Genomic DNA, 14,390 nt, shown 5'->3' on the forward strand with positions numbered 1-14,390 from the left:
ATGATATGTTATAATTCTCGTTCAATTTTCTCACCTCTCTCGTTATTTCTTCTTTCTGTTTGCCAGAGCAATCTTACGCATAGAACCAATGGACTGCTTAAGCGGCCTTTTCGCCGGACAGACATAACTGCAGGAACCACATTCCACGCATTCCAGTCCGTTCTGGGCCGTAAATGTCTCCTCATCATGACGCTCCGCATAGTCTGCCAGTCTGGACGGAATGATCCGGCTCGGACATACCTCCACACAGCGTCCGCAGTTGATACATGCGCTTGGCTTATACTTTGCAACTTCATCCTCCGTAAATCCCAGAATAGAGGAAGAGGTCTTTGTGATCGGAGTATCTAAGGTCATCATGGCAAATCCCATCATCGGACCACCGGAGATCACCTTCTTCGGTGCACTCTTGAATCCGCCTGCCGCTTCCACAAGCTCCTGCTGGTTCGTACCCAGAAGCACCTTGAAATTGCCCGGCTTTTCAACAGCGTCTCCGCTGACTGTTACTACTCTTTCCATCAGTGGCTTTCCTTCGATGACTGCACGGTGGATACTAACCAGAGTCTCCACGTTATCAACGATACATCCGGCATCAGCCGGAAGCATTGTAGAATTGATCGCACGCTTTGTCACCGCATAGATCAACTGACGCTCTGCACCCTGCGGATACTTGGTCTGAAGAGTCTTCACTTCCATACGAGGCTCATCCTTTGTAGCCTCCTTCAATTTTTCAATGCAGTCTTTCTTATTATCTTCTACTCCAAAGAGTCCTTTTGCATTTGGGAAGAGAGAAAGCACCACCCGCATCCCGCTTACAAGCTCTTCTGTATTCTCTAACATTCTCCGGTAGTCCGCTGTGATATAAGGTTCACACTCCGCACAGTTGGCGATGATATAGTCAATCTTGTCAGGTTCCTTGGGAGAAAGCTTCACTCTCGTAGGGAATCCGGCACCGCCCATTCCGACGATTCCAGCCTCACCGATCATGCCGATGATCTCCTCCTTCGTCAACTCGTCAAACGGCTTGACAGCAGGGTATTCTACCTCCGCATATTCTCCGTCATTCTCGATCACGATGCAGTCCACTTTACTTCCTGTAGGGTTGAAATGCTTTTCCAGACCTTTGACTGTACCTGAAACAGATGCATAAACCGGAGCAGATACAAATCCTCCCGCTTCAGCAATCTTCTGGCCTTTTAACACATGGTCGCCCTTTTGTACGATTGGACTTGCCGGGGCACCGATATGCTGTGAAAGTGGATATACCAAATCACCTTTCGGCAGTACTTCGGTAATCGCCTGATCCTTTGCCAGACTTTTACCGTCATTTGGATGAATTCCACCTTTAAAAGTTAAAAGTCCCATTCTTTACTACCTTCCTTTCTCTTATCGCAATACTTGTATTGTACTAAAAATTGTGTCTAAAATCCAGTAAATTAGGCCACTTTATTGCACATAAATCCATACATCTTGATGTTTTTTTAACATTTACCACAAAATAAAGATAGAGGCTGTTTCGGCCTCTATCTGATATCTTATTATTATTTTGGATTCATTCCTATTCTTCTGTCTCAGAAACTTCCTGTGCATCCGGCTCAAGAGCCTTCATGCTCAGGCTGATCTTTCTGTCTGCCTCGTTCAGGTCAACGATCTTAGCTGTAATCTCCTGTCCGATAGAAAGTACATCTGATGGTTTCTCAACGTGTGCCCTGGAAATCTGGGAAACGTGAAGCAGTGCATCTACTCCTGGTGCAAGCTCAACAAATGCACCGAAGTCTGTCATACGTGCCACTCTTCCTGTGATGATCTTGCCTGCTGCAAAATCTTCTGCCGCATTTGCCCACGGATTTGTCTCCGGGAACTTCAGGCTTAAGGCAACCTTTGTATCATTGATATCTTTTACAAGGACTTTTAATGTATCTCCTACCTGGAAGACCTTCTTAGGATTCTCGACTCTTCCCCAGGACATCTCAGAGATATGTAACAGTCCGTCAACACCTCCAAGATCAATGAATGCGCCAAAGTCTGTTACATTCTTAACAGTTCCTTCGATCGTATCTCCGATCTGTAACTTAGCAAACAGCTCTTTCTGCTTCTCTGCTCTCTCGGCTACAAGCAGCTGTCTTCTGTCACCGATCACACGGTTTCTTCTCGGATTAAATTCGCTGATCACGAATTCGATCTCCTGTCCTTCATACTTGCTTAAATCCTTCTCATAGGAATCAGAAACAAGGCTTGCCGGAATGAATACACGTGCCTCTTCTACTGTTGCACATAATCCGCCGCCAAGGATCTGAGTAACAGTTGCTTTCAGAACCTCTTTGTTCTCGAAAGCTTCCCTTAATCTCTCATTGCCCTTTTCTGCTGCTAATCTCTTATAAGTCAGTAAAACCTGACCTTCACCGTCATTCACTTTTAAAACCTTCACTGTCATAGGATCGCCGGCCTTAACCACTGTGGTCAGATCCAGAGACTGATCATTAGAATACTCACTCTTTGTAATGATACCATCTGCCTTATATCCGATATTCAGGATAATCTCATCTGGCTTCACGTCAATGACTGTACCCTCAACTACCTCTCCATTGTGAATTGTTTTAAATGACTCGTCTAACATTTGTTCAAAAGATAATTCTGACATTATTTTGAACCTCCTCAATTATATTGTTGGGCGTGGATGCCCCTGCTGTAATACCTACTGTTTCCACTGACCCTAATTGATTCAAATCCAAATCGTCAAGTGTCTGTATATAGTACGTATCTTTACATGCTTTCTGGCAAATTTCAAATAACTTCTGGGTGTTGGAACTATGTTTGTCACCAATCACGATCATAGCATCCACCTCTTCTGCAATACTACGTGCTTCAGTCTGACGCTCTTTCGTTGCATTACAGATTGTATTTAAAACACTTACATCATAACTCTTTTTTAATAGAATTTCAACTAAATCTTTAAATTTATTGTAATTAAATGTCGTCTGGGAGACAATACATACCTTTTTCCCGGGTTTTACTGAAAATTTTTGAGCATCCTCTGGAGTCTGTATTACCGTCACCTCTTCTCCGGCCCAGCCGCGTATCCCTTCCACCTCCGGGTGGTCAGGATTCCCGATGATAACGATATGCTTCCCTTCACCGCTCTCTTTCCTGACAATATTGTGTATTTTTTTCACGAACGGGCAGGTCGCATCGATGATCTTTAGTCCATTCTTTTCCATCTCCCTGTGGATTCGCTCCGGGACTCCATGGGAACGGATTATGACGATCCCGTCTTTTAGTTCCTTAAGCTCTTCCTCTGAACGCAGCACCTTAACTCCCTTTTTCTCCATATCCTTGACCACTTCCTCGTTATGGATGATGGGACCATAGGTGTAGATACGGTTGTCCTTTTCTTGATCCAGCTGTTGATATACGGTTTCTACGGCTCGCTTCACGCCGAAACAAAAGCCTGCTGTCTTCGCCCGCCTGATTTCCATACTGCCTTCCTTTCTCTGACTTCTCAAAGCAGATATTCGTTATCCGTTTTGTTCCTTCCCCATAGCCGCTGTCTACTTACAGTGTCTTATGATTTCCGCCACGACCTCCTCGATGGTCATCTCTGAGCTGTCCACAAGTATGGCATCCTCGGCCTGCCTAAGAGGGGCAGTCTCACGGCTCATATCTCTTCTGTCGCGCTCCTCGATATCATGTGCGATCGCCTCATAATCGCAGCGGATTCCTTTTTCCGTCAATTCATCATAACGCCTTTTTGCTCTCGTTGCAACACTTGCCGTCAGGTAAATCTTGACATCGGCATCCGGGAGGATATGTGTTCCGATATCCCTTCCGTCCATAATCACATCTTCTCTTTGGGCAAGCCCTCTTTGCAGCTCCAGAAGCTTTTTGCGCACCTCGGGGACGGCAGAGCTTACGGATGCCATATTGCCGACCCGTTCTTCCCTTAACATGGAAGTCACATTCTCACCGTTTAGATAGACCTGCTGTACGCCGTCCTCGTATTGAATGCTGACATCGGCATCCCGGCAGGCATCCACGATCCCTTTCGTATCCCCGGGATCGATCCCGCAGTTTAAGAAATGAACTGCCATCGCACGGTACATCGCCCCTGTATCCACATAAATATATCCTTTTTCCTTTGCCACCAGTTTTGCAATCGTGCTTTTTCCGGCACCTGCCGGACCATCTATCGCAACATTATAACCCATTTTCTTTCTCCTCATTCTGTTTTTGATACTTTCCTTTACGGAATTGCTATTCCTGCGAGATAGGCTGTCGACCATGCGATCTGCAGGTTAAAGCCGCCGGTCAAGGCGTCCAGATCCAGGACCTCCCCGATAAAGTAGAGCCCCGGAATTAATTTTGACTCCATCGTACCCGGATCGATCTGTTTTACATCCACTCCGCCCTTTGTGATGATCGCCTCTTTAAAATCACGCAGCTTTACAAGCGTAAACTCAAAATTCTTGATCAGAGTCACAAACCGCTGCCTTTGTTCCCGGCTGATCTCATTCACCTTTTTCTCGGGATCGATCCCGCTCCTTTGGATCATGACCGGCTTTAACTTAGCGGGAAACAATTTGTCCACCGCATTCTTGAACTGCTTGTTGATATTTTCCTCAAAATCACGGAGCACCCTCGCATCCAGCTGTTCAAATGAAAGCGCCGGCTTGAGGTCGATCACAAGACGGAGATTTCCCGCCTCAAGCTTTTTCCCGACCGCACTGCTGGCACTGATGATGATAGGGCCGCTCACACCGTAATGAGTAAAAAGCATCTCCCCAAATTCTTCATAAATCTTTTTTCTCTCCTGATAAATACAGGCATTCACATTGCGCAGGGAAAGCCCCTGAAGCTCTTTTACGTTCTCCAGAGTCTCCATCGGTACAAGCGATGGAGATAATTCTGTCACCCGGTGGCCGGTATCCTTCGCAAACCGGTACCCGTCCCCCGTAGAGCCTGTGGAAGGGTAAGAAACACCTCCTGTTGCGACAATACATGCATCCCCTGTGATCTCCTCCCCGTCCGCAAGGAGCAGGCTGTGGAAATGCCCCTCCTCTGTCCGTATATCCTTCACAGGACTATTCAGATGTATTTTCGCACGAAGCCGGTTCAATTCCCTGCTCATGGCCGAGATTACATCTGATGAGTGGTCTGATACGGGAAATACACGGTTTCCCCGCTCAATCTTAGTCCGCACTCCCAATTCCTCAAAGAAATCAACAGCCTGCTTGTTTGTAAAGCTGTAAAATCCGCTGTAAAGGAACTTAGGATTTGTCATTACGGATGCAAACAGAGTATCCATATCACCCGCATTCGTAATATTGCATCTTCCCTTACCTGTAATAAACAGTTTTTTTCCTAATTTCTCATTCTTCTCATAAATATGGACTTCATGGCCGCTGCGCTCAGCAAATATCCCGGCCATCATCCCGGCTGCACCGCCGCCGATTATCAAAACCTTACTCATCCGCGTTCCCCTTTATCTCTTTTGGTGCCACAGGCAGTTTGTCACTGACATGGTTAAGTTCATCACCGCTGTATACCTGATATTCATCCCAGATCTCCTCCAGTGTTTCCAGTGTGGTCACGACCTCCTTCTGCTTTTTCATGCACAGTGCGACTACAAGGGCATTCACAACACTCAATGGCGCCACCAGGGAATCCACGATGGAAGCCATGTCACTCCTGGCGATCAGATTACAGGAGGAATAAAGCGTCATTGGGGAATGGACGCTGTCCGTCAGCGTGATCACCTTTGCTTTCCTGTTGCTGGCAAATTCCAGCGCTTTTAAGGTGCGCATAGAATACCTTGGAAAACTGATCCCGATGATCACATCATTCTCATTGATCCTGATCAGCTGTTCAAAAATCTCGCTGGAGCTGTTTGTATTCACCGCAGTTACATTTTCACAGATCAGATTCAGATAAAATGTTAAGAATGCAGCCAGCGGCGCACAGCTTCTGATCCCGATCACATAGATTCTCTTCGCATTTAAAATCGTGTCAATGGCAAGTTCAAATACCTTCTGGTCGATTCCTGCAAGAGTCAGCTTGATCTTCTCAATATCAGACTGCAGAACAGTCGCGAGGATCTCCGACTGGCTGATCCGCCCATAAGTCACCTCCATCCTCTGGATCGAGTTCAGCTTATTGCGCACCAATTCCTCCAATGCTTTCTGGAATCCCGGATACCCTTTATATCCAAGCTGGGTGGCAAACCGCACTACCGTAGACTCACTGACCCCAACAATCTCGCCTAATTTTGCCGCAGTCAGAAACACTGCCTTGTCATAATTCTCGCAGACATAATCGGCAAGACGCTTCTGCCCCTTGCTGAGTTTCTTATATCTTTCTTCAATCCGAAGCAGCAATTCATTCGTACCGCTCTCATTCGTGCTCACCTTATTTTCACTCACAATCTTTCCTCTTCCTGCTTCCATTTTTATATAGAAAACCTTGGTTTATATCAATTAATAACATTCTGATTATACAATACCCAAAATTCGATTTCAAGTCGGAATCTGTGAGGTTCTTAGTTTCTATAAGACCATTCGGTTCTTAACACGCCTTTGGTTTTGGCGGTGAAAGCGTCAAAAAGAGCCAGATCTTACAAATGACTTTTGACATTCCATAAGATCTGGCTCTGATTCAGTTATGTTCTGTCAAAGCGGACATTCCTGATCCGCTTCACTGCTTCCTTTAATGAGATTAAATCTCTCTTGTATACTCTTTCAGCCACTCACGCTCTTCTTCATTCAGATGTGGTCCGATGAGTTCATAAACCTTCTTGTGGTAATCATTCAGAAGCTTCTTCTCTTTCTCGGTCATCAGGTCTGGATTGATAGCATCCAGGTCGATCGGTACGAATGTGATCGTTTCAAAGTGCATAAACTGACCATATTCATTCTTCTCTCCCTTGCATACTAACAGCTCATTCTCGGTACGGATACCATGGGAACCTTCTATATAAATACCAGGCTCATCTGTGATGATCATGTTAGCCTCGAATGGATGTACCTCATTCGGACGGAACTGCCAGCGGAAACCTGTCGGCGGCTCATGAATATTGCCAAGGTAGCCTACACCGTGTCCGGTTCCGTGATTGAAATTCAAGTTCTGTCTCCAGAACGGTTCTCTTGCTACATAATCCAGGTTCATTCCTGTACAGCCATACATAAACCTCACATCTGCCAGGTTCAGCATGCTGACTGCTACTGCTGTAAAATGGTCCTTTTCGATCTGGCTGACTTCGCCTAACGCAACTGTACGTGTGATATCCGTGGAACCCTCATAGAAATGTGCTCCTGTATCTGTCAGGAATAATGCGCCTTCCTTTAACTCCACATTTGTCTCAGGTGAAGAGGTATAATGAACGATCGCACCATGCTCTTTGTATGCACAGATCGGCTCGAAACTCGGCCATAAGAAATTCTCCTGCTCTGCCCGCAGCTCCTCCAGCTTATCGGATGCGCTCAGCTCTGTGATCTCCATCCTGCCAACATTCTTCTTTAACCAGTACATAAACTTCGTATGTGCAACGCCATCTTTGATATGTGCTTTTTTGATATTCTCAACCTCAACATCATTCTTAACCGCTTTCATAAGAACAGTTGGATTTTCCTGCTTTACAGTCTTAACAGCCTCAGGAATGTTGTTGTACAATGCATAGTTCAGTCTTCTTGGGTCGATCATGACAACATCATCTTCACCAAGTGCCTTAACAGCCTCATAAACATCATTGTATGCATGTATACGAACATTGTTCTTCTCAAATTCTGCCCTGATCTCGTCATTGAACTTACGTTCGTCTGCGTAAAGCTCAACTGAATCCATCTTTACAATCGTGTAGGAGAGTAATAATGGGAAGTATTCTACATCATCCCCTCTTACATTCAAAAGCCATCCCGTATCATCAAGACTCGTGATCACATGTACATTCGCACCTGCCTCTTTCATCGCAGCCCTTACACGCTCCAGCTTAGAGGCAACCGTCTCACCAGCATACTTCAGATCCAGCAAAAATGCCGGCTTCTCTGAAAGCGGCGGTCTTTCTTCCCAGATCGCGTCTACCAGGTCATAATCATAAACAACGCTTCCGCCTTTAGCTGCAGCGATGTCCGCATAAGCCTGTCCCTCATCAACTCCAACAGTACGTCCGTCAAAACCAATGACGCCGTTCTCCGGCAGAGCAGCCTTTAAATACTCCTCAACTGTAGGAACTCCCGGCTCTCCCATCTTACGAAGTGTAACGCCGCTTCCATCCAGCTCCTGGGCAGCCTGGATAAAATATCTTCCATCCGTCCACATTCCGGCTTCATCCTTCGTGAACACTGCCGTACCTGCTGATCCGGTAAATCCTGTCATAAACGCTCTTACCTTAAAGTGTTCCCCAACGTATTCACTCTGGTGGTAATCAGCTGTCGGCACAACATAAACGTCAATGCCCTTCTCCGCCATCAACTGACGAAGCTTTTCAACTCTCTCTGTAACTTTCATGAAAAAACCTCCTTTTACATTCATAAAGATATTATAGCACAAATTGGAGGAATGGGGGAGGAAATTTTACTCGATCGAAAAGTAGAAGGGGACGCCCGGAAGGAGGCAGAGAAGGGGGCGGGACTTAACGCTTACGGGGGAATACTAACAGAAAAACAGAGAAAATGTGGAGTGAATCCATGTCCATCATTTTCTCTGTCTTCTTTGTCAGGAATGAGCAGCAGCCTGCCTTTAGGCTTTTAACCCACCCTGTTCTTTTTAAGGGACGGCGTCTGGCTGCCGATTCCCTGCACGTTTATTCCTTACGTGATACTTATACAGGATAAGCTCCATCCTCAGTATCTGCAACTTTTGCATCTACCTTTGTCTGCTGTGCCTGTCTGTATTTGAAGTAATCTGTTGCTACCTGTGGGAACAGGGCGTATGTCAGGACATCTTCATCCTGCTGGATCCACTGCTCACACTCTTTACGCAGAGTTTCCAACTCGTTCGGGATCAGGTCCGCCGGACGGCATGTGATCACCTCTGCATCTCCGATTACTTTTTTCTGTACCTCCGGGTTGAACGGTTTTGCTGTAGCACCGTATTTTCCAGATAATACATCCTTTGTTTCCTTTGTTGCCATCTTGTAACGCTCGCCCATCAGGACATTGAAAACAGCCTGTGTTCCGACGATCTGTGATGACGGTGTAACAAGCGGGCATTCTCCAAGGTCTTTACGCACACGCGGTACTTCTTCAAGCACTTCGTAGAACTTGTCTTCTGCACCCTGCTCTTTTAACTGGTTTGTCAGGTTAGAGAGCATTCCTCCCGGTACCTGATACAGAAGTGTCTTGATGTTTACGCCCATGTTCTTCGGATTCAAAAGTCCGCTCGCTAAAGCTTCATCTCTGATCGGTCTGAAGTAGTCTGCGATCTCTGCAAGCAGGTTCTGATCCAGTCCTGTGTCGTATGGTGTTCCCTTGAAGGTCTCAACCATAACCTCTGTTGCCGGCTGTGAAGTTCCCATTGCAAACGGTGACATTGCAGTATCGATGATATCTGCTCCTGCCTCTACAGACTTAAGGTATGTCATTCCACCCACACCTGATGTGTAATGTGTATGCATCTCGATCGGAATGCTGACAGCTTCTTTTAATGCTGTCACAAGCTTGGTTGCCTCATATGGTACAAGAAGACCTGCCATATCTTTTACACAGATAGAGTTTGCACCCATATCTTCGATCCTCTTCGCCAGATCCATCCAGTACTCTAATGTATATGCATCACCAAGAGTATAGGACATTGCTACCTGAGCATGTGCTTTTTCTTTATTTGCTGCGGTAACAGCTGTCTGCAGGTTGCGGATATCGTTCATACAGTCAAAGATACGGATGATATCAATTCCGTTTGCTGCTGACTTCTGTACAAAATACTCTACCACATCATCTGCATATGGACGGTATCCTAAGATATTCTGTCCGCGGAATAACATCTGCAGCTTAGTATTCTTGAATCCGTCACGGAACTTACGGAGTCTGTCCCATGGATCTTCGTGCAGGAAACGTAAGGAAGCATCAAATGTTGCGCCTCCCCAGCACTCTACTGCATGATATCCGACTTTGTCCATCTTCTCTACGATCGGCAGCATCTGCTCTGTTGTCATTCTTGTGGCAATCAGAGACTGATGAGCGTCTCGCAGAATGGTTTCTGTTATTTTAACTGGTTTCTTTTCGATCTCTGCCATTTCATTGTCCTCCATTATTATTTAACGCCGAAGATAGCCATAAATGTTCCGGCTGCTACCGCAGTACCGATAACACCTGCTACGTTCGGTCCCATCGCGTGCATCAGCAGGAAGTTTGTAGGATCCGCCTCTGCTCCGACTTTCTGTGAAACTCTGGCTGCCATAGGAACGGCAGATACACCTGCTGAACCGATCAATGGGTTCACCTTGCCGCCTGTTACCTTGCACATGATCTTACCGAACAATACACCGGCTGCTGTACCAAATGCAAATGCGATCAGACCAAGGATTACGATTTTGATCGTATCCCAATTCAGGAATGCCTCTGCGCTTGTCGTTGCACCTACAGAAGTACCAAGCAGAATAACAACGATGTACATCAGTGCATTGGATGCTGTTTCCTGAAGCTGTCTTACAACACCAGACTCCTTGAACAGGTTACCTAACATCAGCATACCAACCAGCGGTGCTGTGGTAGGAAGGATCGTACAAACAACAATCGTTACGATGATCGGGAACAAAATTCTCTCCAGCTTGGAAACCGGTCTTAACTGTTCCATCTTGATCTTACGTTCTTTTTCAGTCGTCAAAAGCTTCATGATCGGCGGCTGGATGATCGGCACCAGTGACATATAAGAATATGCCGCAACTGCGATCGGTCCTAAGATAGCCGTCTGCTGCAATTTTCCTGCAAGGAAGATGGAGGTAGGTCCGTCAGCTCCACCGATGATGGAAATAGCTGCTGCAGCCTTGTCTGAGAATCCCATTGCCATAGCGCCAAGATATGCCGCAAAAATACCGAACTGCGCTGCCGCACCAAGAAGGAAGCTCTTTGGGTTGGCGATCAGCGGTCCGAAGTCTGTCATCGCACCAACTCCGAGGAAGATCAGAGACGGCAGGATCGACCATTCGTCAAGCATATAAAAATAATAGAGAAGTCCGCCCGTTCCGTTCGCAGCGTCCTCTGCATGCAGCATGATATCCGGATAGATATTAACAAGCAGCATACCGAAGGCGATCGGAACAAGCAGCAACGGCTCAAAGCCGTGTCTGATTGCTAAATATAGGAACCCGCAGGCAACAGCGATCATGATCAGATTACCAATCGTCAGATTCATGAAGGCTGTCTGCTGCACCAGGTTGCCTAATGTATTTGAAATATATTCCATTTGTCAAACCTCCTGGTGAACTAGTTTAATGTAGCTAATACTGCTCCTGATTCAATGGCATCGCCTACTGCTACATCAATGCTAGCAACTGTTCCTGCCTCTGGGGCTACTACAGGGATCTCCATCTTCATAGCCTCGATAATGACTATAGTATCTCCTGACTGAACGCTCTGTCCTACGCTTGCTTCAATTTTAAACACTTTTCCTGCTGCGCCTGCTTTTACTTCGATTCCGCCTGCTGCGGCCTTCGGTGCTGCCGCAGGTGCCGGTGCTGCTGCTTTTGGTGCCGCAGCTGGTGCTGCAGCTGCTACAGGTGCTGCGCCTGCGCCCTTTTCCTCTACTGTTACATCATATACATTGCCGTTCACTGTAATTGTATAATTTTTCATTTCTTATCTCCTCCTGATTAACTCCATTTATTTGACTTTCTTCTCTTGATTGAGCGGACGATAAATCCATCTGTTGAAGTGCCCTCTGCCGCTGCGATCGCCGCTGCGATCACTGCTGCAAGCTCTCCGTCATTATCTGCAGCCTGTACTTTTGCCGGTACCGCCGCAGGTGCCGGTGCTGCTTTTGGTGCTGCTTTTGCAGCCGCAGCAGCCGGCGCTTTTTTGCTGAATTTCTTTTCAATCGCAGGTATGAACTTAAATAAAGAAATAATAAATGAAATGAAAATCAATACAACAAATACAGTTCCCATACCAAGGACTGTGTTAAGACCCGCCTTCTTAAGAATCTCACCAGTCGTATACTCTGCATTGATTGTCATGCTTTCCATATTCATCTTCTCATCAAATGTAAAGGAAAGCTCAGCTTTTCTGTTCTCAAACACTGCATCAGCTGAAAGTGTAGCACCAGTGTTTGTAGTTGTAAGTTCATAGTCACCGATCTCTGTAAGATCTCCGCATTCCTTGACTCCTGCTTTCCATGCCTCGATCATTGTCACGAAGTCATCTCCCTCGACCTGGAGGCCTGACTGCAGCAGTGTCATATTCAATGCAAGATCCGACATATCTTCAAATCTCTGGAAATCGGCATCTGCCATATTGCTGAAGCTCTGGACGATCATATTAGCGGCGTTCTCCATGGTAGCCTGATCGTAGTCTGCTGTGTCTTTTTCTTTGCTGCCGCATCCTGTAAAACTAAAGATGAGGAGAAAGACAAGACATAATATACTGATTTTTTTCTTCACTTCGCCTCACCTCACTAAACCGTACCGTGTTTTTTGTCCGGACGATCCTCTCTCTTTGTGAACAGCATTTCGAATGCTCCAATTACATACTTTCTCGTATCTGCCGGTTCGATGATCGCATCCACATAGCCTCTTCTTGCTGCGGAGGCCGGACTGGACTGCAGCTCTTTATACTCTGCTGCCTTCTCCTTTAAAGTATCCGCATCTGCATCCGCATACATGATCTGTGCTGCCAGGGAAGCATCCATCATACCGATCTGTGCCGTCGGCCATGCATATACCATGTCTGCTCCGATTGATTTGCTGTTCATTGCAACATATGCGCTTCCGTAAGCTTTTCCAACAATTACGTTCACTTTTGGAACTGTTGCATTTGCGAATGTATAAGTAAGTCTTGCAACGGCTCTTGCCATGTTCTTCTCTGATTCTATGGTAGCCTTGAAGCCTGTCACATTCGTCAGTGTCAGGACCGGAATAGAAAAAGCATCACAGAAGTTAACAAAATCAATCGCCTTCTTACATCCGTCAACAGAAAGGACCTGTTCGAATTCTTCTGCAGCGTTACCCTCTGCATCATAGACCTTAGAGCGGTTTGCTACAGCTCCCACAGTCATGCCATTCAAACGGATAAAGCCTGTCACCATGTCCTTGGCATATTCTTTCTTTGTCTCAAAGAAAATATTGTTATCGGAAATCATAGCGAGTGCGATTCCTGTATCCTCTGCTGCGTTTGCAATATCAGCACATACACGGTTCAAATCATCCATGCATTCTGAATAAGACATGTCATCCTCATTGTTCGCCGGGATCATGCCGATCAGCACACGGATCTGTCCAAGGATATCCGCTTCCTCACCGGTCCCATCAACCAGACCTGCTGTCCTGCTCTGATACTCAGCAGAAGAAGTATCGCACTTGGAAGCAATGTTGCCTTCCAGGGCATTCGGAGAATTCACGAACAGCTTACCTTCTTTACTTTCCATGAATGTAAAGTCAGTCAGTCCCGGCACTACTGCCAGACCACCGCCGCACATACCAAAGATCGCCGTGATCTGAGGGATCACTCCTGATGCCATGGACTGCTTGAAATATAAGCTTCCAAAAGCCTCCAGCGCATCTGTCGCTTCCTGAAGTCTCAGCCCTGCACAATCAACCAATCCGATGACAGGTGCCCCCATCTTCATTGCCATATCATAAATATTCGCAATCTTCTTTGCATGCATCTCGCCGATAGATCCTTTTAACACTGTAGCATCCTGGCTGTACACGTAAACAAGATTGCCGTCAATTACCCCATAACCTGTGATGACACCATCAGCCGGAGTATCTTTTGTCTGCAGGTTGAAATCTGTACTTCTCGCTGTAACAGCGCCGCCGATCTCAACAAAGCTTCCCTCATCAAGCAGCATGGCAATTCGTCTGCTCGCTGAGTTTTCTGTAGCATTGTAGCTCATAATCTAGCCCTCCATATTATAAAATTTGTTTAAAATAAACCAAAATTTCTGCCTATTTTAGTATATACTACTTAAGGTAAAATTTCAATTAAATAAATAAACATTTTGACATTTTTTTCACAGGAAGTGGACCCGTCAAAAGAAACGGCCGATGAGTCTTCTCATCGGCCGTTTCCACCCTATTTCCAGCTAATTTCTACCTATTATAATAGTAAGGCATTATTTTAATAATTATGCACCTGACGCTCAAAATATGCTTTTGTATACATGCATACAGGACATACCTCCGGTGCCTCCGGACCTTCATGAATATATCCACAGTTGCGGCACTTCCATCCAAGAGGAGCTTCCCCTGC

Annotated in this window: 13 protein-coding genes; all 13 read right to left on the minus strand. The window is 46.1% G+C overall.

Annotation, left to right across the window (positions count from 1 at the left end; all coding sequences use genetic code 11):
* Positions 1-42: 42 nt before the first annotated feature.
* Positions 43-1,362, minus strand: coding sequence for an electron transport complex subunit RsxC (rsxC, locus tag AC4OGX_RS12490; protein ID WP_493330845.1), 1,320 nt, complete (start codon positions 1,360-1,362; stop codon positions 43-45).
* A 193-nt stretch (positions 1,363-1,555) separates the two neighbouring features.
* Positions 1,556-2,638: a 30S ribosomal protein S1 gene (gene rpsA / locus AC4OGX_RS12495; RefSeq protein WP_493330846.1), complete on the minus strand. Its 1,083-nt coding sequence runs from the start codon at positions 2,636-2,638 to the stop codon at positions 1,556-1,558.
* Positions 2,619-3,473, minus strand: coding sequence for a 4-hydroxy-3-methylbut-2-enyl diphosphate reductase (gene ispH / locus AC4OGX_RS12500; RefSeq protein ID WP_493330872.1), 855 nt, complete (start codon positions 3,471-3,473; stop codon positions 2,619-2,621). Before ispH ends, rpsA begins: the two co-directional genes overlap by 20 nt.
* A gap of 72 nt (positions 3,474-3,545) precedes the next feature.
* Positions 3,546-4,202, minus strand: a complete 657-nt coding sequence (gene cmk, locus AC4OGX_RS12505) for a (d)CMP kinase (RefSeq protein ID WP_493330847.1) — start codon at positions 4,200-4,202, stop codon at positions 3,546-3,548.
* A 35-nt stretch (positions 4,203-4,237) separates the two neighbouring features.
* Complete coding sequence (locus AC4OGX_RS12510; protein ID WP_493330849.1) at positions 4,238-5,464, minus strand: BaiN/RdsA family NAD(P)/FAD-dependent oxidoreductase; 1,227 nt, start codon at positions 5,462-5,464, stop codon at positions 4,238-4,240.
* A complete protein-coding gene (locus tag AC4OGX_RS12515; RefSeq protein ID WP_493330851.1) occupies positions 5,457-6,413 on the minus strand; it encodes a MurR/RpiR family transcriptional regulator in 957 nt (318 codons plus the stop codon). The genes AC4OGX_RS12510 and AC4OGX_RS12515 overlap by 8 nt, the downstream gene beginning before the upstream one ends.
* Positions 6,414-6,705: 292 nt before the next feature.
* Positions 6,706-8,493: an aminopeptidase P family N-terminal domain-containing protein gene (locus AC4OGX_RS12520; RefSeq protein ID WP_493330852.1), complete on the minus strand. Its 1,788-nt coding sequence runs from the start codon at positions 8,491-8,493 to the stop codon at positions 6,706-6,708.
* A gap of 313 nt (positions 8,494-8,806) precedes the next feature.
* Positions 8,807-10,219, minus strand: a complete 1,413-nt coding sequence (locus AC4OGX_RS12525; protein ID WP_493330853.1) for an oxaloacetate decarboxylase subunit alpha — start codon at positions 10,217-10,219, stop codon at positions 8,807-8,809.
* Between the two features lie 17 nt (positions 10,220-10,236).
* Positions 10,237-11,388, minus strand: a complete 1,152-nt coding sequence (locus AC4OGX_RS12530; protein ID WP_493330854.1) for a sodium ion-translocating decarboxylase subunit beta — start codon at positions 11,386-11,388, stop codon at positions 10,237-10,239.
* 20 nt (positions 11,389-11,408) lie between these two features.
* Positions 11,409-11,777, minus strand: coding sequence for a biotin/lipoyl-containing protein (locus AC4OGX_RS12535; protein ID WP_493330855.1), 369 nt, complete (start codon positions 11,775-11,777; stop codon positions 11,409-11,411).
* A gap of 17 nt (positions 11,778-11,794) precedes the next feature.
* Entirely contained in the window at positions 11,795-12,580 is a 786-nt protein-coding gene (locus tag AC4OGX_RS12540; protein WP_493330856.1) for an OadG family transporter subunit, read from the minus strand.
* 14 nt (positions 12,581-12,594) lie between these two features.
* Complete coding sequence (locus tag AC4OGX_RS12545; RefSeq protein WP_493330857.1) at positions 12,595-14,034, minus strand: acyl-CoA carboxylase subunit beta; 1,440 nt, start codon at positions 14,032-14,034, stop codon at positions 12,595-12,597.
* 224 nt (positions 14,035-14,258) lie between these two features.
* A partial coding sequence (locus AC4OGX_RS12550) for a rubredoxin-like domain-containing protein (RefSeq protein ID WP_493330873.1) occupies positions 14,259-14,390 on the minus strand: 132 nt, incomplete at its 5' end.

Source organism: Faecalicatena sp., assembly GCF_058819085.1.